The 21,680-nt window shown below is 72.4% G+C and carries 19 protein-coding genes; 2 read left to right on the top strand and 17 right to left on the bottom strand.

The features are described from left to right. Positions 1-22: 22 nt before the first annotated feature. The 13 genes from ssuE to OHA72_RS57285 all read right to left on the bottom strand — a co-directional run bounded on the left by ssuE (position 23) and on the right by OHA72_RS57285 (position 15,946). Entirely contained in the window at positions 23-559 is a 537-nt protein-coding gene (gene ssuE / locus OHA72_RS57225; RefSeq protein WP_327004496.1) for an NADPH-dependent FMN reductase, read from the bottom strand. Positions 560-623: 64 nt separating this feature from the next. Continuing rightward, complete coding sequence (locus OHA72_RS57230) at positions 624-1,886, bottom strand: DUF455 family protein (RefSeq protein WP_327004497.1); 1,263 nt, start codon at positions 1,884-1,886, stop codon at positions 624-626. A gap of 158 nt (positions 1,887-2,044) precedes the next feature. After that, positions 2,045-3,826 carry an ABC transporter ATP-binding protein gene (locus tag OHA72_RS57235; RefSeq protein WP_327004498.1) on the bottom strand — a complete coding sequence of 594 codons (1,782 nt, stop codon included), beginning with the start codon at positions 3,824-3,826 and terminating at the stop codon, positions 2,045-2,047. Then, on the bottom strand, positions 3,823-5,562 hold the full coding sequence (locus OHA72_RS57240) for an ABC transporter ATP-binding protein (protein WP_327004499.1): 1,740 nt from the start codon (positions 5,560-5,562) through the stop codon (positions 3,823-3,825). The genes OHA72_RS57235 and OHA72_RS57240 overlap by 4 nt, the downstream gene beginning before the upstream one ends. Before the next feature lie 47 nt (positions 5,563-5,609). Then, complete coding sequence (locus OHA72_RS57245) at positions 5,610-6,671, bottom strand: Gfo/Idh/MocA family protein (protein ID WP_327004500.1); 1,062 nt, start codon at positions 6,669-6,671, stop codon at positions 5,610-5,612. Positions 6,672-6,699: 28 nt separating this feature from the next. After that, positions 6,700-7,476 carry an SDR family NAD(P)-dependent oxidoreductase gene (locus tag OHA72_RS57250; RefSeq protein ID WP_327004501.1) on the bottom strand — a complete coding sequence of 259 codons (777 nt, stop codon included), beginning with the start codon at positions 7,474-7,476 and terminating at the stop codon, positions 6,700-6,702. After that, positions 7,476-8,096, bottom strand: a complete 621-nt coding sequence (locus OHA72_RS57255) for a class I SAM-dependent methyltransferase (protein ID WP_327004502.1) — start codon at positions 8,094-8,096, stop codon at positions 7,476-7,478. Before OHA72_RS57255 ends, OHA72_RS57250 begins: the two co-directional genes overlap by 1 nt. A 31-nt stretch (positions 8,097-8,127) precedes the next feature. After that, the gene (locus OHA72_RS57260; protein WP_327004503.1) at positions 8,128-10,527 is read right to left on the bottom strand and encodes an amino acid adenylation domain-containing protein; all 2,400 of its coding nucleotides are present in this window, start codon (positions 10,525-10,527) and stop codon (positions 8,128-8,130) included. A gap of 8 nt (positions 10,528-10,535) precedes the next feature. Beyond that, on the bottom strand, positions 10,536-11,969 hold the full coding sequence (locus OHA72_RS57265; RefSeq protein ID WP_327004504.1) for an FAD-binding protein: 1,434 nt from the start codon (positions 11,967-11,969) through the stop codon (positions 10,536-10,538). Further along, positions 11,969-12,703, bottom strand: a complete 735-nt coding sequence (locus OHA72_RS57270; RefSeq protein WP_327004505.1) for a class I SAM-dependent DNA methyltransferase — start codon at positions 12,701-12,703, stop codon at positions 11,969-11,971. Before OHA72_RS57270 ends, OHA72_RS57265 begins: the two co-directional genes overlap by 1 nt. A gap of 250 nt (positions 12,704-12,953) precedes the next feature. Further along, positions 12,954-13,595 carry a phenylalanine--tRNA ligase subunit beta-related protein gene (locus OHA72_RS57275; protein ID WP_327004506.1) on the bottom strand — a complete coding sequence of 214 codons (642 nt, stop codon included), beginning with the start codon at positions 13,593-13,595 and terminating at the stop codon, positions 12,954-12,956. Then, a complete protein-coding gene (locus tag OHA72_RS57280) occupies positions 13,558-15,150 on the bottom strand; it encodes a phenylalanine--tRNA ligase subunit beta (protein WP_327004507.1) in 1,593 nt (530 codons plus the stop codon). Before OHA72_RS57280 ends, OHA72_RS57275 begins: the two co-directional genes overlap by 38 nt. Before the next feature lie 10 nt (positions 15,151-15,160). Beyond that, on the bottom strand, positions 15,161-15,946 hold the full coding sequence (locus OHA72_RS57285; RefSeq protein WP_327004508.1) for a tRNA ligase subunit PheS family protein: 786 nt from the start codon (positions 15,944-15,946) through the stop codon (positions 15,161-15,163). Positions 15,947-16,050: 104 nt separating this feature from the next. On the opposite strand from OHA72_RS57285, the gene OHA72_RS57290 reads away from it, so the two are divergent. Beyond that, the gene (locus tag OHA72_RS57290; RefSeq protein WP_327004509.1) at positions 16,051-16,317 is read left to right on the top strand and encodes a hypothetical protein; all 267 of its coding nucleotides are present in this window, start codon (positions 16,051-16,053) and stop codon (positions 16,315-16,317) included. Positions 16,318-16,346: 29 nt separating this feature from the next. Here OHA72_RS57290 and OHA72_RS57295 read toward each other — a convergent pair whose 3' ends face one another. After that, positions 16,347-17,036: an IS6 family transposase gene (locus OHA72_RS57295; protein WP_327011869.1), complete on the bottom strand. Its 690-nt coding sequence runs from the start codon at positions 17,034-17,036 to the stop codon at positions 16,347-16,349. 213 nt (positions 17,037-17,249) lie between these two features. Between OHA72_RS57295 and OHA72_RS57300 the strand changes: the two genes are divergently transcribed. Further along, positions 17,250-17,621 (top strand): response regulator, encoded by a 372-nt coding sequence (locus tag OHA72_RS57300; protein ID WP_327004510.1) that lies wholly within the window; start codon positions 17,250-17,252, stop codon positions 17,619-17,621. On the opposite strand, the gene OHA72_RS57305 is transcribed toward OHA72_RS57300, so the two are convergent. Genes OHA72_RS57305 through OHA72_RS57315 form a run of 3 tightly spaced genes read right to left on the bottom strand, consistent with a single transcriptional unit; the run spans position 17,591 to position 21,665 of the window. Further along, complete coding sequence (locus OHA72_RS57305) at positions 17,591-19,642, bottom strand: GAF domain-containing sensor histidine kinase (RefSeq protein ID WP_327004511.1); 2,052 nt, start codon at positions 19,640-19,642, stop codon at positions 17,591-17,593. The two genes, OHA72_RS57300 and OHA72_RS57305, sit on opposite strands and share 31 nt — an antisense overlap. Before the next feature lie 6 nt (positions 19,643-19,648). Beyond that, on the bottom strand, positions 19,649-20,974 hold the full coding sequence (locus OHA72_RS57310) for a sensor histidine kinase (RefSeq protein ID WP_327004512.1): 1,326 nt from the start codon (positions 20,972-20,974) through the stop codon (positions 19,649-19,651). Positions 20,975-20,996: 22 nt separating this feature from the next. Continuing rightward, positions 20,997-21,665, bottom strand: a complete 669-nt coding sequence (locus OHA72_RS57315; protein ID WP_327004513.1) for a response regulator transcription factor — start codon at positions 21,663-21,665, stop codon at positions 20,997-20,999. Positions 21,666-21,680: the final 15 nt, after the last annotated feature.

A 21,680-nucleotide genomic window follows, 5' to 3' on the forward strand; every position in this document is an offset into this window, starting at 1 on the left:
GTGTCTCCTCTCCTTTCGAGGATCAGCCGGGCAGGCGTTCGAGGACGGCCGACAGGTCGTCGTCGAACTCGGCGACCGCACGATCCAGCGGTCCGGTCGCCTCGGGAAGGATCTCGGTGGCGTCGAACTGGCTGTCCAGGAGGAATCGGCCCGGGCAGATCCGTCGTGCGCGCATGGCGGTGAGGACCGGGTGCAGACCGTACGCCAGCGCCAGCGCATGGGCCGGTGAGCCGCCGGTCGCCAGCGGCAGCACGCATTTGCCGGCGAGTGCGTGCCGCGGCAGCAGGTCGAGAAAGACCTTGAGCAGCCCGGAGTACGACGCCTTGTAGATCGGGGTACCGATGACCACGCCGTCGGCGTCGCGGACCAGGTCCACCGCCATACGCACCGGCGGGTCGTCGGCCCGGCCCTGAAGCAGCGCCTCAGCCGGGAGCTCGCGCAGCTCCAGGTGGCCGACGTCGTGGCCGCGCGCCAGCAGCCCGCCGCGCACGTGCGAGACGAGGCACGACGTGCGCGAGGAAGGCGACGGCGACGCGGCCAACGTCACGACGACGGCCATCAGTGGTACCCCCGTTCGGTTGCAGGACTGGCGACGGCCGCGAAGCCCAGGTCGCGGCGGGAGGTCAGACGGTCTCGGCCGTGTCGCCGGCGAGCCGCTGCAGGTCGCGCTCGCTGAACCCGGCCAGCGCTCGCAGCTCGAGGTTGGGCTTGCCCCGGCCACGGAACGCCATATGGTCGGTCTCGCGTTTGGCGTAGTCGCCGAGGCCGACCTCGTCGACGATCTCGTTGTGCCGCGCCAGGCACCGCTCGGTCGCCGCTTCGACGGCCAGGTCGTCGCCGTCGTAGAGGTGCCGCAGCCACCGGTTGGCGTACGTGACGTGGCGGACCTCGTCGGCGAGCACGTGGTCGAACATGATGCCGACGGACTCGTAGCCGGCGGCGCGGAGCCTCGGCACGGCGTTGGAGAACACCTCGATGGCGGCGTCCTCGCCGGTGCGGCTCAGCACGATCATCCGGTGGTCGAGCGGCTGCCCGGCCATCGCCGAGTAGAGGTCCGGCTCGCGGTACGGAAACTGGCGGTAGTCGACGCCCATCGCAACGAGGTGCTCGACGAGCAGGTCGGTGTGCCGCAGCTCGTCGTGACCGTGGCGATTCATGTCCAGGTAGAACCCGAGCGGGAGATCCTCGAAGTCCGCCATGCTGCGTAGCGGCACGTCGGTCGCGATGAACTCGATCTGGATGCTCTTGCGCAGCAGGTAGACGACCGTGGCGTCGTCCAGCTCGCCGAACGACGGGTCGGGCGTCGCCCCGCCGATTGCCGGCACGCGCGGTGCCCAGCTCGGGTAGCTGCGGTGCGGGCACGGCGCGGGCCGCAGCGCCACGGTACCGGTCGGGGTCACCGACGGGCCCGGCTGGTGCTCCGCGCGCAGGATCGCGCCGATGCCGACGTCCGGCAGATCGACGCCGCGGTAGTAGTCGAGCCCGTCCTCGGCGAGGGCGAGGCAGCGAAGGTACAGCCGCTTGTCGTGGAAGGTCGTCTCGGCCTCGCACTGGCCGCCGGCGGTCCGGTACAGCTCGGCCAGACCGGCGAGCAGCGTGCGGCTCCAGGCCAGTGCCCGGGCGGGGTCGTCCGCGTCGAGCAGGGCGGTCACCTCGTCGATCGCCTCCGGCGACGGCCGGCCCAGGTTCCCCGGCCTGACCCGCAGCTCGTGGGCGCGGGCGTGCAGCAGCTCTGCCTGCAGGATCAGGCTGTGGACGCCTTGCACCAGCGCGCGCCTTGGTTCGAGGTCGCCGGTCCGGGGCGCGAACGCGGCCAGGACGCGCCCGGCGAGCAGGGTGGCGTGGAACAGCGTGAGATCGAAGGCGGCGAGGTCACTGATGAGCATCGCATCGATCCGCTTGCTTCGGGTGTTGGCACTCATACGAATCGCTCTCCTATCGGTCCGCGACACCCTCGACGGTAAGGACTTTCGCGGTGGCGATGCCACGGATCCGTTGCGGGACTAGAGGCCTGGCAGCAACTTGCGCCGACGTCGCGGCGGACTCATTGAGGGCGGGCGACCCACGCGTCGTGGAGGGCGGCGTACGCACCGCCACGGCGCAGCAGCGCTTCCGGTGGGCCGGACTCGACGATCCGCCCGCCGGCGAAGACCAGCACCGTGCCGGCGGTCTGCGCGGTCGCCAGGCGGTGCGCCACGACGATCGCGGTGCGGCCGGCCGTCAGCCGGTCCAGCGCCCGCTGGATGCGTTCCTCGGTGGCCGGATCGACGGCCGAGGTGGCCTCGTCCAGAATCAGCACGGACGGTTCGGCGGCGTGTGCGCGAGCCAGTGCCACCAACTGCCGTTCGCCGGCCGAGAGAAGCCCGCCGCGCGGCCCCGTCGGCGTGCCCAGGCCCAGCGGCAGCGCGGCCAGCCAGGCGGCCAGGCCGAGGTCGGCGAACGCCTGCCGGATCGTGTCGTCGGTCGGCGACGGCGCCCCGAGGCGGACGTTCTCGGCAATGGTGGTGTCGAAGAGGTACCCCTCCTGCGGGACGACGACGATCCGCCGGCGCAGCGAGTCCCGGCTCAGCTCCCGCAACGGCACGCCGCCGATGCTGACCTGACCGGCGGCGGGCTCGAGCAGCCCGCAGGCGAGCTTCGCGAAGGTGGTCTTGCCCGCGCCGGTCTCGCCGACCACGGCCACCCGCGCGCCGGCCGGCAGGGTCACCGACAGGTCGTCCAGCACCGGACGGCCACTCGGGTAGGCGAACGTCACGCGATCGAAACGGATCTCGGCCGGCCCGGGCCCCAGGACGGCGGTGCCGAGGCACGACGCGTCGCCGTCGCTGGGCCCGTCGTCGGCCGGCTCGTCCAGCACCCCGAGGAGCCTGCGCCAGCCCGACAGCGCGCGCTGCGCCTCGGTGAGCGCGGTGACGCTCAACCGGGTCGGGGTCACGAGCAGCACCGACAAGAACAGGAACGCCGCGAGATCGCCGACGGTGAGCGTGGCGCCGGCGACGAGCCGGGCACCGTACAGCACGAGGGCCGCCGTGATGAGGCCGGGGACGATCTCGGCGACGATTTGGGCGCGTACCGTTCCCCACTGGGCGTGCAGCTGGGCGGAGCTCACCGCGTCGATGGCGGCGTCGGCCCGGCCGGTGACATAGCGCTGCGCGGCGTGGGCGTGGACCGCCTCCGCCCCCGCCAACATCTCCGACGCGACACCGAGCAGGCCGGCGACGCTTTCCTGGAGGCGGCCGAACCGTGCGGCCAAGGCCCGCTGCGCCCGGCTGAGCAGCACGATCAGCGGTAGCTGGAAGGCCCAGACGACGAGGGTGAGGCGCAAGTCGTACCAGGCCATCACCGCGGTCGTGGCGATCAGCTGCAATCCGCTCAAGGCGAGCATGAGTCCCTTGTACTGCAAGAAGCCGCTTACCACGTCCACATCGGAGGTGACACTGGCGACCAGCGCGCCGCGCGGCTTGCGCTCCTGACGGACCAGCGGCAGGGCGTGGATGTGCCGGAACACGAGCGTCCGGACGTCGGCCAGGCCGGCCTCGCTGCTGCGATACAGGCGGACACTTACCAGATAAGCGCACGTCGCCGTGGCGAGCACCGCGCCGGCGGCGAGAAGGACCGGCCCGGCGACGTCGGCCGCGCCGGACGTGTCGGTGGCCGTGACGGTATCCAGCGCCGTCTGGACCGCCACGGGGAGCGCGACTCGGCCGGCCGCGGCGACCAGACCGAGCACCGAGGTCGTGACGATCCCGGCGTGCAACGCCGGCGACAGCCGGAAAGCGCGGCGGAGGACGCTCAGAGCCCCGCCGGTGGTGGCGGCCCGGTTCACCGCGGCAGGTCCACGTCGACCGCGCAGCGGTCGCGATCCCGGCGATACGCCGAGATCAGCGCGGCGTAGGCGGTCCGGCGGCGCAGCAGCTCGTGATGCGGACCGCGAGCGACGACGGTGCCGCGGTCGAGGTACACCACCTCGTCCGCACGTTGGATCGCAGGCAGGCTGGAGGCGGCGAACACGATGGTCAGGTCCGGTCGCAAGGTGTCGAGTCCTTCCAGGATCGCGGCCTCCACGCGGGCGTCGACCGCCGACGTGGCGTCGTCGAGGACCAGCAGTCCCGGGCGGCGCACCAGCGCGCGGGCCAGCGCGATCCGCTGCCGCTGCCCGCCGGACAGGGTGTGCCCGCGCTCGCCGACGAGCGTGTCGAGACCGCCGGGCAGGGCTCCGACGAACTCGTCGGCCTGCGCGAGCCGCAGGGCCGCCCAGATGTCGTCTTCGGGCGCGGCCGCGCCGAGCAGGACGTTGGCGCGGATCGTGTCCCGGAACAAGAACGGCTGCTGCGGTACCAGTGAGATCCGCCGGGTCCGGAAGTCCTCCGCCGTCCGATGGAGCTCGGCACCGTCGACGCGGACCGTGCCCGTGCCGGGCTCGCCGAGCCCGGCCAGCAGCCCGCAGAGGGTGGACTTGCCCGAGCCGGACGGTCCCACGAGCGCCAGCCATCCGCCGGGCTCGGCGGTGAGCGAGACGTCGCGCAGCGCCGGCTCCCGCGCGTCGACGTGGTGGAACGTGACCCGGTCGAGCCGGACCCGGGCGGGTCCCGCGGCGACCGGCCCCGGCTCGGTCCCCGCCGATGGAGCCGGCGTGCCGAGCACGGTCATGACCCGTGCGTGCGCGGTGGCATTGAGCGGGAACTCGCTGATGATCCAGCCGAGCGACACCAATGGCAGCGCGATCAGGGCGACCAGGAACGCAACCCGGACCACGTCACCCGGCTGGACCGCACCGGCGGCGGCCCCGTGCGCCCCCACCAGGACGACCGTCAGCACGCTCAGGCTCGGCAGGGCCTCCATGACGGGGTCGAAAACCGACCGGACCCGACCGGCGGCCATGGCGGCCCGGCGCAGGCGTTGCGCGGCCGCGCCGAACCTTTCGCCCTCGGTACGCTGCCGTCCCATGGCCTTCACCAGCAGCGCCGCCTCGAAGCTCTCGAGCGCGACGGCGGCGAGGTCACCCCGCACCGTCTGCTGGAACGCGATCCGTGGCCCGGCTCGCTGTTCGTAGGCCACGCTGAACCCGACGGAGCACACGAACAGGGCCACACCGACCCAGCCGAACATCGGGTGGGTGAGGAACATGGCGGTCAGGCCGCCGGCGAGCATCAGCAGGGCGCTGCACGCCGACGGCAGTTGCCGGACGGCCTGCCAGGTGACCTCCACGTCGGTGTCTACGATGGACAGCAGGTCCCCGGCGGACCGCCCGCGGTGCCAGGCCGGCGGCAGCGCGGCGAGCCGCCGCACGAGGCGCCGGCGCAGGTCCGCCTGCAGCCGGAACCGCATGACCGCGGAGAGCGACTCGCGGCACACGAAGCCGGCCGCCTGCAGTACCGCTGCCGCCAGCAGCCACCCGGCGATGGCGCCGAGACCGGCTGAGGTCCCGGTGCCCGCGATCCGCACCAGCTGGTCGGTGGACCGGCCGAGCAGCCACGCCGTCGCCACCGTGGTGGTCGCGTAGACGGCGCTACCGGCGAACGCACAGGCGAAGCTGACCGGTTCGGCGCGCACGGCGGACATCAGTAGTCGCAGGCCGTGCCGCGACCGCGAGCCCCACGACTCCACGCTCAGCACGCCGCCGGAACGCGGCTCGCGTAGGCCTGGTCGTAGAGGTCGAGCACGGTGTCCAGGGTGTCGGCGGCGGCGGCGGCCGGCACCATCATGGCGGCGCCGGTGGACACCGCCCGCCCGAAGTCCGCGATCTGCCGCCGGTGCGAGATGCCGTAGTAGTCGATGCCCGGCGCCGTTTCCTCGTGCGACCGCGCACGCTCCAGCTCCGCGCGGCGCAGCAGGTCCGCCGAGCCGGCGCAGTGGTGCAGCGTGCCTGGGTGGTCGAGGTCGATGACCGCGGTACCGTCGCCGCCCACGACTTCGAGCCGGGTCCGCCAATCGACCCGGCCGGCCACGGTGACGTGCAGGGTCACCGGCACGTCGGCCGCCTGGAGCAGACCCACGATCGTGTCCTCCGTCTCCAGGGCGTCGCCGAGGAACCGGGCCGATGCCATGGCGTCGCGCACGGTGAGGTCGCCGCAGATCCACCGGATGGCGTCGAGGCAGTGGTACCCCTGGTTGATCAGCGCCGATCCCCCTTCGCCGGTGCGCCGACCCCGCCAGTAGCTGCCGGTGTAGTACTCGTTGGTACGGCGGGCCTGCAGGCTGGCGGTGACGTACACGAGGTCGCCGAGCAGTCCCTCCCGCACCCATGACCGCAGGGCGAGGACGAGCGGGTCGTAGCGGTGCTGCGCCACCGTGGACAGCACCAGCCCGCGGTCGGCGGCGAAGGCCACCAGTTCACGGGCCTCCCGCCGGTCGAGGCAGATCGGCTTCTCTACGAGCACGTGCTTGCCGGCCTGCAGTGCCTGGCGAACGAGCGGCCCATGCTGGGCGTGGTCGACGGCGATGGAGACGCTGCCCACGCTCGGGTCCTCGAGCACGTCGCGCACCGACTGCGTCCAGCGGGGGATGCCGTGCGCCGCGGCGAAGCGCGCCACGGCCGGGTCGCGGTCGCAGGCGACGTCCACGGACCAGCCGGAAAGCTGACCGAAGCCGTCGACGTGATTCGGCGCGACCCGCCCGCAGCCGATGATCGCGTGGCTGCGTTTCGCGGGCGCCGTCGTGTCGGTCGTCATGTCGTCTCCACTCCTACGAAGCCCTGGCTCACAGGTAGCCGTAGCTCAGCCAGCCGCCGTCGACGACGAGCGTCTGGCCGGTGACGTACTCCGCGGCCGCGGAGCACAGGAACAGCACCGGGCCGCTGATGTCCTCCGGGCGCCCCCGGCGCCGCATCGGGATCCGGCCGACGATCTCGTCCTCGGCCAGCGTGCCCGCCTGGACGGCCGGGTGCGGCGTCTCGACGGCGATCATGCCCGGAGCGACCGCATTGACGGTGATACCGCGGGCCGCCCACTCCACGCCGAGCACCCTGGTCAGCTGCAGCACGGCGCCTTTGCTGGCCGCATACATCGCCCGGCCCGGGAACGCGGTGAACGACAGCAGGGAGGCGATGTTGACGATGCGCCCGCCGCCCTCGGCCAGCATGTGCCGCCCGACCTCCTGGCACATCAGCATGGTGCCGAGCGTGTTTGTGGCCAGGAGTTCCCGCGACGCATCGACCGGAGCCTCCTCCGACGGGCCCATCGCGAAGATGCCGGCGCAGTTGACAAGGACGTCGATGCCGCCGAAGCGTTGCCGAACCGTCGACACGGTGTCCCGCACACGGTCCACGTCGGACACGTCGCACGGCACGGCGAGCGCCTCGACGCCGTGCTCGGCGATCTCCCGCGCGACCTTGCCGAGCTGGTCGGCGCTGCGGCTGGCCACCGCGACCCGCGCGCCTTCGGCGGCGAACGCGAGCGCGACAACCCGGCCGATGCCCCGCCCGCCACCGGTGACGAGTACCCGGCGGCCGGCGAAACGCCCGGCCCCGACGGCCATCACCGCCTCCGGAACAGGCCGAGCCAGTGCCATTGGTCGGGTCGTTTCTCGGTCGGCAGGTTGCGGAACCGGCGCAGCTCCTCCACCGCGAAGTGCGGCAGCAGCGGCTGGACAATGTCGTCGGAGGTCAACCGGATCGGTCCGGTGCCGGGCGTCATCCGGTCGGAGAACCCGACGAGGACGAACAGGCCACCGGGTGACAGCAGCCGCGCGGCCTCGGCGGCGTAGAGCCGCCGTGCGTCCGGGCGCACGTTGTGGTAGACGAACGAGTCGTGGACCACGTCGGCGCCGGCGTCGGGTAGCGGTACGGCAAGGATGTCGCCGCTGATGAAGTCCGCCTCCACGCCGTAGAGGCCGGCCAGCGCCCGGGCCTTCTCCAGCGCCGCGGCGGACCTGTCGACACCGGTGACTCGCATCCCGTGCGCGGCGAGGAACGTGGCGTGGACGCCGGGCCCGCAGGCCAGGTCTATGACCCGGGCACCGCGCGGGATGGTCTGGTCGATGACGAGTTGCTGCAGAGCCGGGCTGACCGAGGTGGTCACCCAGGAGATCGTGCCGAGCCGCTCTGTCTCGTACAGCGACGAGAACCCGGCGACCCAGCGGTCGGTGAACGCTTCCATCGGCAGATGCCCCTTCAGCTGAGCAACGGTTTCATGAGCTACTGGAACGGCGGGCGGCCTGCGCGCCCCGCAGCGCGCCACGCCGTTGCCGCTCGGCCGCGGCGAGTGCACGCGACCCGCCGCCGGGTGGTGTGACGGCCGGCGCGGGAGCCGCGGTGACGGAACCACCGGTCAGCAGTTCGGCCTGGGCCCGGATGGTCGACGCGCCGAGGAGCAGGGCCAGCTCGACGGTGGTGCCGAACTCGTCCTCGATGGCGGAGCGCAACACCAGCACACGCAGGGAGTCGCCGCCGAGCTGGGTGAAGTCGTCGTCAATGCCGACCGGCCCGGCATGCAGGACCCGCTGCCAAAGCTCGCGTACCCGGCGCTGGGTCTCGGTGCCGGGCGGGGCGGGCGGGCCGAGGTCTTCCGGGCGAGCCGCCGCCGGCGCGCGTAGCGCCTGCCGGTCGACCTTGCCGCTGGGCAGCTGGGGCAGCCGGGCCAGCCGGACGAGGTAGCGGGGCACCATGTACTCCGGCAGCCGCTGCCGCAGGAACCGGCGCAGGTCGTGGTCGTCCGGGGTGGCCCCGTCGACGGGCACGAGGAACGCCACGACCATGCCGCCCTGCTCGGCGTCCGGGTATCCGACGACGGCGACGTCGTGCACGCCCGGGTGCTCCCGCAGGTGATGCTCGACGTCGGTCGGCTCGACCCGCTGACCCCGGACCTTGATCTGCAGGTCGCGTCGTCCGTGGTACTCCAGCAGGCCGTCGGGGCGGTGCCGGGCCAGATCTCCGGTGCGGAACACGATCGGCGCCTGTGGATCGCCGAACGGGTTGGCGATGAACCGCTCCGCGGTGCGGACCGGGTCACCGACGTAGCCGGACGCGAGGCCCGGGCCTCCGACGAGGATCTCGCCGACGACGCCCGGCGGCACCAGCCGGCCCCGGTCGTCGCACAGATAGACGCGGGCGTTGCGAGGCTCGCCGAGCACCGATGCGCCCGACCCGCCGCCCGGAACCGGCTCGCCGCGGCTGGCGACGTGGTCGGCCTCGGTGAGCACGTAGGCGTTGTCGACGCCGTACCCCATGGCGCGCAGGCTCTCCTCGAGGTCGGGCGGCAGGGCCTCGCCGCCCACGAAGATCTGCCGCAGGTCGGCACAGGCGGCGAAGCCTGCGTTCGCCGACAGCACGCGTAGCATCGACGGCACGAAGCTGATCACCGAGATCCGCTCGCGCCGAATCAGCTCCACCAGGTAGCGATCGTCGCGCTCGCCGCCCTGATCCGCCACCACCGCGGTGCCGCCGGTCGTCAGCGGCAGGAACAGTTCACGAGCGCTGATCACGAGCTTGAGCAGGTGCCGGTCCGCCGATCCGAAGCCGTAGAGCCCACTCTGCAACAGGATCGTGGAGGTGTGCAGCCGGTGGGAGCGCAGCACGCCCTTGGGCACGCCGGTCGACCCGGACGTGAACAGCACGTACGCCGGATCCTCCGGGCCGACCACCACGTTGGGTGCGGTGCGCGGCATCGACGGGTCCGGGGCGGGCAGCGCATCGAATTCCACGACCGGCAGCGCGGTGGCGGGCAGGACCGCACCGGGGCCGCGCAGCACCAGCCGGGCGTCGCTGAGGTCGAGGAACTCCGCGAGCCGTGCGGCCGGCTGGTCCGGGTCGAGGTAGAGGAACACCCCACCTGCCTTCAGCGTGGCCAGCAGCGCCACGAACAGTCCGATGCGGCGTTCACCCGCCACGGCCACGACGCCGCCGGGCGGGACGTGGGCGGTCAGTCGGTGGGCGAGCTGGTTCGCGGCGATCTCCAGCTGGCGATAGGTCATACTCGCGGTGCCGTGCCGGATGGCCTCGGCGTCGGGCGTTCGCCACGTCTGCAGCGACACGAGCTGGTGCAGGGTCACCGGCGGGTGGTCGGGGAGTTCCGCCGGGGTGCCGCCGTTCACCGCACGGTCCTGCGGGGTGAGCAGGTCCAGCGCGGACAGCGGTAGGTCGGGGTCGTCGGCCAGTTGCGCCGCGAGCCGCTCGAGGTGGTCGAGGATCCGCTCGACCGTGCCCGGTGGATAGGCCGCCGGGCGGAACGCGACCTCGACCTCTGCGTGTGCCGCGGTGAACATCAGGTCTGCGCCAGCGGATTCGGTCGCCTCGATGCCGACCACGACTGATGGAGCGTCGGCCGGCCCGTCGGACAGGCCGTCGACGGCCCTCAGGAGGTCGGCCCAGCGCAGCGTCCCGGCGTCGGCGGCGAGCAGCCGCGCGGCTTCCGCGCCGGCACGCACCGACGCGCCGGCCCCGTACCGTTCGAACTGGACCGCGAGCAGCCCGCGCAGCAGGCGGTCCGGCGCCTCGCCGGTGTCACACAGCGCGGTCCAGCCGGCGGCGGTCCACCGTCGGCGGGCCAGCGGCGCGGCGCGGTCGGGGATCCTGGTGGGTAGCTCGAGCACGACTCTCCTCAGCCCCGCAGGATCGCGTCGGCCGCGGCCAGGCCGGTCGCGGCGCCGTACGTCACACCGATGATCTTCGACGAGCAGTCGCCGGCGAAGTACAGGCCCGGCCGGTTGCTGGCCATGTCGGCGGAGAGCTCGATCTCCGGGTACACCTTCTCGACCACGGGTGCGGCGACGACGGTCCGCGGGCCGACGATGTCCGGGAGGATCGCGGCGAGCCGGTCCACCATGCCCTCGATGTCGGCGACCCGCTGGGGGCCGAGCGCCGCGGCAAGGTCGGTGTACGCCGCCCGGATCAGGCTGCTGTGCACCGGGGCGTCCACGCGGCCCCGGCCGAGCAGCTCCACGAGCGGTTGAACAACCGGAAGCCCGGCGCCCGCCATGTTGACGCGGCGGGCGAAGTCGATCCCGTGGTCCGTGCCGTCCTGCGTCTCCGGCACCGCGACGGTGCTGACGATGCCGAAGTTGGTCCGCTGCGTCGGCGACGTCAGGCAGTGCTGGCCGTCCAGCACCACGGTGCCGGCGAACTCGTACTGCATGATCCGCCCGCCCTCGCAGACGCAGAACGTCCGTACCGGCTCGTCCCGCTCGTTGATGAAGGTCAGCTTCGGGTTGTGGCACGACGCGGTGAGCGGGGCGGCGATGTCGCGGTCGGTCTCCAGGCGCACCCCGACGTCGACCTTCCGGCTGGGCCGGTGCGCGACGCCGAGGCGCTGCAGGAGCGGACGCAGCCAGTCCAGGCCGAGCTTGCCGACGGCGAGCACGACCGAACGGGTCGTCAGCGCGCCCGAGCCGTCGGCCAGGCGCACCGTGAAGCCCTGCGGTGCGTCCGTGACGTCGTCCACCCGCCGGCCGAGGTACAGGCGCATGCCGTGGTCAACCGCCTCGCGGGTCAGCGCGTCGACCATGCCGAGCGCGTCGTCGACGGTGATGGCCTGCGACGCGGCCTGGTCGGCGAGCGCGAACGGCGCCGTCGCGGGCACGGCTTGCTGTTCGGCTCGAAGTGCCGTGCCGCCGACGCGGGGCAGCCCGAACCCGTACATCAGCCGGTACACGTCGTCGACCGCTCGCGCGGCCCGGGCGAAGTCACCGAAGACGCGCTCCAGCCCGCTGTACGACCGGACTCCACCGTGGCCGTCCGTCTCGATCTTCGATCGGGACAGACCCTGCACGTAGCCGAGGTTGGTGTCGAAGTGGAACGCCGCACCGCCGAGTCCGGTCAGGCAGTCGCAGCGTTCGCACTGCAGCCGGAACTTCTCGGCCGGCCGTACCGTCTGGCCCCGCACCCGGGCGGTCACCCGGGGGCACAGGCTCTGGCGCATCCCACCGCCGGCCTCGACCAGTGCGACCCGGGCACCGCCGACGGCGAGCCGCCACGCGGCGAACAAGCCGGCCGGGCCGCCACCGACCACCACGGCGTCGAGCAGGTCGTCGTTCATCACGACTCGGGTCGGCGGAACACCGACACGACGTTGCCGGACTGCGCGGTGAACGGTTCGCCGGCCCATCCGCCGAAGCGCTCGATCGGTTCGAGGCCGGCCAGCCGCGCCATCAGGTCCATCTCGGACGGCCAGGTGTAGCGCAGGAAGGCCGGGAACAGCTCCGCCTTGCCCTGCCGGAAGTGGATGTGCTGCTCCAGGATCCGTTGCGTCGACGGGTCGTGCTGATCGGCTTCGATCAGCACGTGGTCGAGGCCGACCTGGTGCACCTGGGTCCATGAATTACGCCGGAAGCGGGTCGGGTCGGGCATGAACGCCTCGACGACGAAGTGCCCGCCCGGGCACAGGGCGGCGGCCACACTGCGGAAGCAGCTGAGCTGCTCCTCCTGGGTTTGCAACGCGTACAGCGTATTGAGCACCAGGAATGCGAGGGCGTATTCGCCCTCCACGGTGAACGCCGCGATGTCGGCCGTCCGCACCGGGATGTCGGCGCCGCCGTCCTTTGCCCGCAGCTGGGCCACCATCTCCGGCGACGTGTCCAGTCCGTGCACCTCGACGCCCCGCTGCACCAGCGGAATCGCGACGCGGCCGGTGCCGATCGCCAGCTCCAGCGCCGGGCCGTCAGCGGCGAGCTTCGCCAGGAAGTCGACCGCCGCCGTGGGCTCAGGCCAGGGCAATCCATCGTAGATCTCGTGCCACCGGCTGCCGTAGGTCTGCGCGTCCCACACGTCCATTCGGTTCCCTCATTCCATTCCGTGGCGGAAAGCTGCCCGTATGCGGGCGCGCGGCATCACCGGCGGAGGCGTCTTCGGCGCTGTGCCGGTGAATGCGAGCAGTCGATGTCGAACTCCGGTTTTGCGGTGGTACGTCGATGCTAGGACGGCCGAGGCGGGCCGACGACGCCCTGCGCGGCCGCACTAGTTGCTTGGCCGCTTGTTCGCCGCCGGGCCGGCCACGCGTCTGGCCGTTCGTTCGCCGGGCCGATCACCGGCGCCGGACGCCCAGCCGTTCGGCGGCGGCGACGCCCTCGGCGCAGGCCCGCCGAGCCTCGTCGGTGGTGAGGGTCCGCCAGGGCGAGCCGAACTCCAGCCGTACGGTGACGGCGCGGTGGCCGTCGGGCACGCCGGTGCCGAGGTAGACGTCGGCCACGTGCCCGGACAGCAGCAGGGGCCCACATGCGCGCAACGCTCGCAGAACGTCGGCGGTGTGCACCGTGTCCGGCACGACGAGACCGATGTCGAGGCGTACGGCCGGCCGGCCGAGCGGCGCTGCCACCTCGGGCCGGCACTCCGGCAGCTCCAGGACCGTGTCCAGGGCGATCTCCGCGGATACCGCCCGCTGCCCGGCCGCGGTGCCGGTGAGCCCGTGGACGGCCAGGTGACCGACCGACCGGCCGGCAACGGTGACGAGGGCGCGTATCTCGTCCTCCGCATGCGGGTCGGGGCTCAGGGTGATCTCGCAGTCGGGCCGGCCGGCGGCCGCCAGTGCCGCCGAGACGGTCGCGGCGACCTCGGCGAACCGGTGGCCGACCGTTTCATCGGTGGTGCCCTTGCCGCCCACCGTCCGCAACACCGCGAGCGCGACGCCTTCACCGCCTGGTCGCACCACGGTGCCGAGTTCGAACACGGCGCGGTCCGGCCGCGTCGGCGCTCCAGCGGCCGCGACGGACTCCAGCCCGGGCACCAGGCGGCGCCGCAGCACGCGCGGCGCCCCGTTGACGCCGACGGCGCAGCAGCTCCCGGCCCGCGTCGTTCGGCCGGCCCGGGCGGGCGTCGACCGCGAGCGGAGTGACGAGCTCTTGGTATCCGCTCGCCACCACGGCCGCCCGGGCCCGTTCCCGCCGCGCCCGGCGCGTGTCCCGGTCGACGACGACGGGATCGGCCGGCACCGTCGGCGGCAACCGCCGGAAGCCGAGCAGCCGCACGATCTCGGCCATCAACTCCGCGCCGGCCGTCAGGTCGGACCGTGACGCCGGGATGGCGACGGACAGCCACCCGCCGGCGAGCGGCTCGACCAGGGCGCCGATCCGGGCCAAGAGCCCAGCGATCTCGGCCGGGCGCAGCGCAACGCCGACGACGTCGGCGATCTCGGACAGTCCGATGTGGACGCGGATAGGAGGCGATGCGGGACCGGTGGCCGTGACGGGGATCGACCCGACCGGTCCGGTGCGGCACGGGGACAGCAGTTCAGCCAGCCGTTGGACCGCTGCCCGGCATCGCGCCCCGCCGTCGGCGGCCTCGGTCGGGGCCGCGGCCAGGACGAGCAGTCGACTCGCCGGGTCCCGGGCACCTTCGACGGCCACGGGCAGTTCGACCGGCCAGCCCAGCTCCGCGGCCGGGGCGGCGGCGAGCGCCGATCCTCCGACCACCGCCCGCACGCCGGCGTCGCCGGCCGGAAAGGCGGCCAGCCGCACACCATACTCGAACGCGGTGACGTTCAGGGCGTCCCCAAGAGCGTCGTTGCTCCAGAGCCCCGCGAGCGTGGCTTGCGGCCGGATCCGCTCCAGCGCCGGCGACGGGCCGTCGTGCGCGACGACCGAAGCGCTCACCGTCCAACCTGGACGATCGACCGCGAGCCCGTCCGGCGGTGCGGCGGTGCCGTCGGAACGCGGGGTGACGCGTGCGGTGCCGGCGCGCGGCGCGAGCTCACCGGCGAGACCCCACAGCCCGGCCGCGTGGACGAAGGTGTCCGGCACGGTGACCTGCAGCACCTCGGCCCGTGGACCCGGCGGCAGTACCTGCGCGACCGGAGTACCGGGCCGGGAACCGTCCGGCAGCGTGTACGGTCCGCTGTCGTGGCCGAGGCCGAGGTCGGCGGCGGTGCAGATCAGGCCGACCGGCGACGGGTCGTGGCGCGAGCGATCGATCCGCCGCACGCCCTGCCGCCCTCGCGGGTCGAACAGCTGGGCGCCGGGCAGCGCCACCGCGACAAGGGTGCCGGGGGGCGGCGGGCCGGCCGGCGCGCTGACGCGCTCCGGTGTCGGTACCGACGCCGTCACGCAGCAGTCCGATTCGGGCGGTTGCGCCTCGACGCGCCCCACGACCACGCGGGGGTCACCGGCGCCCGGCGACGAGACCCGGGTGACCGCGATGCCCGCCTCTCCGAGATACCGGTCGGCGTCAGCGGCGGTCACCGGCCGGGCGAGAAAGTCGTTGAGCCAGGACAGAACGACACGCGGCACGGGCGTCTCCTCAGCGGAACTGGTTGAGCACACGCGGGTCGTTGCGCAGGAAGTGCCGGATGTCACCGAGCCCGTGGCGGACCGCCAGGACCCGTTCCAGGGACACGGCCAACGCCACGGCGCGCAACTGAGGTGGCAGGCCCGCGGCTCGCAGGACGGCCGCAGTCAGCAGGCCGCCGCCGATGACCTCGACTTGTCCGCTCCCCCGGCACAGCTCGCAGCCCACCGTCCGGCACGCGGTGCACGGCACGTCGACTGCGAGTCCGGGGGAGACGTACGGCAACGAACGGAACCGTAGCCGCGCCTCCACGCCGCTACCGAGCGCCGCGGCGACATAGCCGAGCACCAGGCCGGTGAGATCGCTGATCCGCACCGCGGGACCGACCGCAACGGCCTCCACCTGGTGGAACTGGTGAACGATCCGCGCCGACGGCACCGCGTTGCGATGGCACGCGCCGGCGACCGTGAATCGCCTCGCGCCCGTTCCACCGCGCAGGACGCGGAGGGCGGACGAGGTCATGTGGCTGCGCAGGAGCGCCCCGTCGACGGTGTAGAACGTCCGGGCCGATGTGCGGGTCGGATGGTCGGCGGGGACACCGAGCAGGTCAAACGTGAACCAGGCGTCCTCCAGCTCCGGCGCCTCGCGGGGAGAGAACCCGAGGTCGGCGAAGTGCCGAACTGTCTCTTCCAGCAGCGCCGTCACGGGATGCAGCCCGCCACGGTGCGACCCGTCCGACGGTGCCATGGGGTCGACGCGAAGCCTGCTGCCCGGCATGAAGACGGTCCTCTCCGACAAGGGACCTCCGACGCTACGAGCGCCGCCTCCGCCGTGCCAGCGGCCCCACCCCCGGAGAACCTGCCTGGCCTGAAGTGCCCCGGGCCGGCAGGTCGGGAGCCCGCGTGGACAAGAACGTCGAGATTCTTACGCTGCGCCACCAAGTCGCCATGCTGCAGCGTCAGATCGACAAACCTCGCCTCACCCCGCCCGACCGGGCGTTCCTTGCCGCCCTTCTGCACCGGCTACCAAGACCGACGCTGCGCCAGCTACACCTGATCGTCTCCCCTGGCACCGTCCTGCGCTGGCACCGCGACCTGCTCCGACGTCACCACGCCAAGGCATCCCGCCCGAAACAGCCCGGCGGGCGCTGTTGCGTTTGGAGACCGTAGGGGCGCGTGTGAGCGCGTGTTGCCGGTCTTCAGATGGCGGTAGCGAGCTCGGTGAACGCCGCGGCGACGCGGAGCCCGCGTGGGGCGTCGAGTCCGAGTTCGTAGTGGCCGCGGCGTAGGTTCTGCATGAAGGCGTGTCCGGCGATGACGGTCTGTGCGGTCCGGTCGGTTCGTAGGCCGCGCATCGGTCTGAGCCGGTGCTTGAGTTGGCTGTGGTAGGCCTCGATCCGGTTGTTGGCATGCCGTTCGACGTGGTGCCACGCCGAGGGAACCAGTTCATCGAGGACCGCCGGGTACACCGGTGCCGCGTCAGTGACCACCTCGGTGGGTCGCACCTTCAACATGGTCATCGACCTGCGAAGGAACCGGCGTGCCGCGGCCGCGTCGCGGCGGGCGGAGACGAGGACGTCGATGACCTGGCCGCCCTGGTCGACGGCCCGGTACACGTACCGCCAAACACCGCTGACCTTCACGTACGTCTCGTCGACATACCACCTGTCACCGGGTGCGTGCCGGCAGAACCGGGCCGCGTCGGCCAGCAGCGGGGTGAAGCGTTGCACCCAGCGGAAGACGGTGACGTGGTCGACCTCGACACCACGCTCAAGCAGCAACTCCTCGACGTCGCGGTAGGACAGGTCGTACCGCAGGTAGAGCCGGACCGCGACCACGATGACGTCGGGCGGGAACCGGAATCCGGCGAACGCCGACCGAGGTGGCAGGGACGGACGCCGACGGCTCGATTACTTCATCGTTCAAGGCTGCCTGACGTGGGAACGCTCAACGCAACGGACCCGTACAGTCCGCTCCGCGCATTATTCGTCGCGAGCCGTGCTCGGTACTCCCGTACGGTGCCTGCCCACCTGTTGCCGTGCGGCTGGCCCCCTCCCGTCCGGCCTCCCGGGTCGGCAGAATCGGCTCGGAGGTGTTTCGCGGTGGCTGTTGTCCGGGTGCTGGTGGTCGACGACCAGGCGGCGTTCCTGCGCGCCATGGCGTCCGTCGTCCGGGAGACTCCCGGTTTCGAGGTCGTCGGCGCGGCGTCGTCCGGGGAGGAGTCCCTGGTCGTCGCCGCCGAACTGTTGCCGGACCTCGTGCTGATGGACGTGAACCTGCCGGGCATCGACGGGCTGGAGGCCACCCGGCGGTTGCTCGGGCGCGACCACCCGCCGGTGGTGTTGCTGCTGTCCACCTACGACGAGGACGCCGGCGAGGATTTCGTCGCCGAGTCCGGGGCCTCGGCCTATGTGACCAAGTCGGCGTTCGGGCCGGACCAGCTTCAGGAGGCGTGGTCCGCCGCTGCGCGCTGATGCGTCGCCGGCGCGCGGACCTCGATGACGGTCTGTCCATGTTCCCCACTGATGGAGACCGAGCCGCCGGCCGCCTCGACCCGGTCGCGCATGTGGTCCTGTGGCAGGCCGCCATGGTCACTGCCGCTCACGACGAGGGATAGTTGGTCGTCGGGAGCGTCCAGCACCACCACGATCGGGCCGTCGAGGTTGCGCATTGCCTCGGCCACGCAGAAGTACGCCGCGGCTTCGATCCGGGGGTCGAAGCGTCGGCCGGCGGCGGGGGTCTCCACGACGAGCCGCCCGGTGCTGCCGGTGCGGCCGAGCAGCGACGCCAGCGCTGTCGCGAGACCGGAGCGGGCGAGCTGGGCCGGGAACACTCCCCGGGTGATCTCCCGCAACTCCGCAAGGGCGGTGTTCACGGTCTCGACCAGAGGCCCGAGCAGCGCAGCGTCCACCGGGACCGTGGCCCGGTGGCCGGGGCCGGACAGCTGGCGCAGCCGGTCCGGAAGTGGGGCGAGGTGCCGGATGACCTGCCGGGCGATCGCACGTTCGAGCCGGCTCCGTTCGGCGTCGCCGGCGCTGATCAGCCGACGGCGGGACTCGGCCAGCTCGTCGGTGCGATGGCCGAGTTGCGCCACCTGCCCCGACAGTTCGGCGGTCAGCCGGGCGTTGCGGAATGCCAGACCGGCCTGGTCCGCCAGGTCGGCCAGCAGCCGGTGTTCCCTGGCCTGCAGCGGGCGGCCGGTCCGCATGTCGACGGTGATGCTTCCCAGCCGTTCCCCATGGTCGATCACCGGCAGCGCGACGCCGACGGGCGGCGGGTCGTCCGGGCTGGACAGCGGCCATGCCACCGTCCGGTCGGGACCGGCCTCGACGTGGAGCACAACGATGACCCGGCTCGCTGCGACCGCGCGCGCGGCCGCGTCGGCCACGGCCGGCAACAGGTCCGCCGGGTCGGGGCGGTCGCCGAGGCGGCGGCTGAAGTCGGCGAGTGCCTCATAGGGGGCAGCCGCCGCGCCGAAGGCCAATCGGTCGGCGAGCCGCACCACGCGCCGCCGTAGCGGCTGGAAGATCAACGCCACCAGGGCTGTCGCGAGCAGCGAGGGCCAGAAGCCGCCGGTGCCACCGCCGACCGCAAGGCCCACCACCACGACAACAAGCACGTAACCGACGGCGACCAGCCCGGTGGCGAAGGCGAGCAACAGGGCCCGGTTGACGATGAGGTCGATCTGGAGCAGGCGGTGCCGCAGCACCGCGACCGCGACGCAGACCGGGACCGCGAGTAGCGCAAGCCGCAGCGGCAGCCCGGCCAGCCAGGTGCCCTCCGCCCCCTGGATGCGCGGGACCACGAGCACGACCACGACACCGAACGCCAGGAAAGCGGCGGACGAGGCGATCCACAGCAACTGCCGCCGTACGTCGTCGGTGGCCTTTCGCAGGCGCAGCGCGATGGATACGGCCGAGATGACCAGGCCCGCCGCGACGAGCAAGACCCCGACGGTCATCAGCGGCTCCGAGATGCCGCGATTGCCGTAGTCCTCCCCGTACACGAAAGCGCCGGGGTCGATCGTCAGCGTGCCCACCGTATGCAGGCCGAGGCCGGCCATCGTGACCCAGACCACCCAGCGCCACCTGGGTGACGGCAGGTGGCCGTCGGGTGCGAAGAGGAAGATCATGATCAACGCGGTGAAGGCAGGCCAGCCCAGCAGAGGCGACGCCCAGGCCGACACGTGCGCCCAGCGTTGCGAACCGGGGCCGTCACCGTCCAGAACCCACATGCTGTACGCGTCAACGGCGAGTGTCACCGAGAGCAGGCTCGCCGCGGACAGAAGCCAGCCGAGCAGCTGCCCCGGGTGGCGCGAGACGATGAGCGCACCCATGAACGCGCAGCCGACACCGGCCAACGGCGCCAGTGGCCATCCGTGGTCCGCCCACGTCGCCTCGCTCAGCAGCGAACGGTGAGCGGCCGTGAAAACGGTGTCCAGGATCCCGGCGAGCGTGGTCAGACCGAGAACAGCCCAGGCGATCCGGGCACGCACCTCAACTCACCTGTCCCTCGGGACCACGGCGGTGACCGTCGTACCCGAGCCGGGCACCGATCCGACGGTGACCGTGCCGCCGACCGCGTCCAGCCGGTCGCGCATGTTGGCCAGCCCCGCTCCCGTCCCCGCCGCACCGGCTGGCGCCTGATCGAAACCGCCCCCGTCGTCCTCGACGATGAGCAGCCATCGGTCCCGGTTCGCCGCCAGCCGCACCGACACACTCCGCGCTCCTGAGTGCTTAGCGGCGTTCTGCACCGCCTCCATGCAGCAGAAGTACAGCGCCGCTTCGACCGCCGCCGGAAGACGCCCGACACCGATCGCATCAACGGTGACCGGGACAGGACTGGTCCCGACCGCGGACAGCAGGGCCGCAACCAGCCCTTCACTCGAGAGCAGCCTCGGGTAAATGCCGCGCGACAGCGAGGAGAGGGTCTCGATGGCGACGTCCGCCGCGTCGGCCTGCTCGGCCAGCACGCGCGCCGCGCGTTCCGGGGAGCGAACTGCCATCCGCTGCGCCAGTCGCAGGCTGACGGCCAACGCCACCAGGTGTTGCTGCGCGCCGTCGTGGATGTCGCGCTCCAGGCGACGCCGCTCGGCGTCCTGCGTCCTGATCAGCCGCTGCCGGGACACCTGCAGCTCGTCCGCCTGCGCCATCAGCTCCACGCGGCGGACCTCGAGCTCGGCCCGCAAACCCACCATCCGCAGCACCAGCCCGGCCTGCGCCGCCAGCCCGGCGAACAGCCGCTCCTCGACCGCGGTGAGTGCCAAGCCGGGTCGCTCCTGGAGCCGGAGCACCCCCAGCAGCCGGCCACCGTGCCGCACGGTCAGGGAGCGCCGGCCCACTGCCCCGACGTCCACCCCGCCGGGTTCAACGGACGGGGCGGTCCGGTCCTCCTCGGCGTTCGCGGGCCAAGTGGCCGCCAGGTTCAGCTGGCCCGAAACCATCAGCCACACCTGCGCCCACGCGGCCCCGGTGCCCTGAGCGAGCAGCATCGACATGCGCGCGGGAAGCGCTCCGGCCGGGTCGCCGTCCGTGACCGATTCCGAGAATCGACGCAAAACATCGTACGGCGTAGCCACCCCGCCGTATCCCATCCTGGTCGCGACCCGTTCGAGAGCGGCCGTGACAGGGGCGAACAACAGCGCCACCGCGGCGGTCGCCAACACCGCCAGGTACGGGCTGGGTGAGTCCGTCCGGCCGACGAGCGCCCCGCCGCCGAGCACGACGGTCACATAGACCGCGACCACGAACCCGGCCAGGCCGACCGTCACCACCAGCCGACCCTGCCCGCCGCGCCGCAGCCAACCGATCACGCGACGGGTCTGCATGTGGTCAGTGTGCGCCCTTCGGTCATCGGCCGGAGCCGGTGGCCTCCAAGTAGGCAAGGACCGCCATCACCCGCCGGTTCACCTCGTGTTCGTCGACCAGGCCCAGCTTCTGAAATACCGACCCGATGTGCTTCTCGACGGCGCGGTCGCTCATGAACAACGACTTCGCGATCGCCGCGTTGTTCCGGCCAGCCGCCATCTCCCGCAGGACCTCGTGCTCCCGCGTCGTCAGCCCCAGCAGCGGACCGTCGCCGGCCCTGCGCGCGAGCAGCGCCTCGACCACCTGCGGGTCGAGCACCGACCCGCCACGGGCCACCTCCCGCAGCGCACGAACGAGCTCATCGAGCTCGGTCACGCGCTCCTTGAGCAGGTAGCCCATTCCGGCCACGCCGTCGGCCAGCAGCTCGAAAACGTAGTCCTCCTCGACGTACTGCGAAAGCACGACGACGCCGACACCCGGATGCTCGGAACGGATCCGCTTCGCGGCCCGGATGCCCTCGTTCGTGCCGGTCGGGGGCATGCGAATGTCAGTCAGCACCACGTCCGGCGAGTGCTCGGCCACCGATGCGATCAGCGACCCCAGGTCGGTCGCGGTGGCCACCACATCGACGCCCTCGGCCTCCGCCAGCAGCGCCGAAACACCCTCGCGAACCAGGTAGTTGTCGTCGGCGAAGATCACTCGAAGGGCCACGACCTCGACTGTAGC

Source organism: Dactylosporangium sp. NBC_01737 (genome assembly GCF_035963215.1).
GTDB lineage: Bacteria > Actinomycetota > Actinomycetes > Mycobacteriales > Micromonosporaceae > Dactylosporangium.

What these genes read in the sequence shown, in the direction of transcription:
- OHA72_RS57270 (WP_327004505.1), bottom strand. Translation starts at nt 12,703, where the DNA reads ATGGACGTGTGGGACGCGCAGACCTACGGCAGCCGGTGGCACGAGATC.
- ssuE (WP_327004496.1), bottom strand. Translation starts at nt 559, where the DNA reads ATGGCCGTCGTCGTGACGTTGGCCGCGTCGCCGTCGCCTTCCTCGCGC.
- OHA72_RS57240 (WP_327004499.1), bottom strand. Translation starts at nt 5,562, where the DNA reads ATGTCCGCCGTGCGCGCCGAACCGGTCAGCTTCGCCTGTGCGTTCGCC.
- OHA72_RS57250 (WP_327004501.1), bottom strand. Translation starts at nt 7,476, where the DNA reads ATGGCCGTCGGGGCCGGGCGTTTCGCCGGCCGCCGGGTACTCGTCACC.
- OHA72_RS57310 (WP_327004512.1), bottom strand. Translation starts at nt 20,974, where the DNA reads ATGCAGACCCGTCGCGTGATCGGTTGGCTGCGGCGCGGCGGGCAGGGT.
- OHA72_RS57255 (WP_327004502.1), bottom strand. Translation starts at nt 8,096, where the DNA reads ATGGAAGCGTTCACCGACCGCTGGGTCGCCGGGTTCTCGTCGCTGTAC.
- OHA72_RS57245 (WP_327004500.1), bottom strand. Translation starts at nt 6,671, where the DNA reads ATGACGACCGACACGACGGCGCCCGCGAAACGCAGCCACGCGATCATC.
- OHA72_RS57265 (WP_327004504.1), bottom strand. Translation starts at nt 11,969, where the DNA reads ATGAACGACGACCTGCTCGACGCCGTGGTGGTCGGTGGCGGCCCGGCC.
- OHA72_RS57230 (WP_327004497.1), bottom strand. Translation starts at nt 1,886, where the DNA reads ATGCTCATCAGTGACCTCGCCGCCTTCGATCTCACGCTGTTCCACGCC.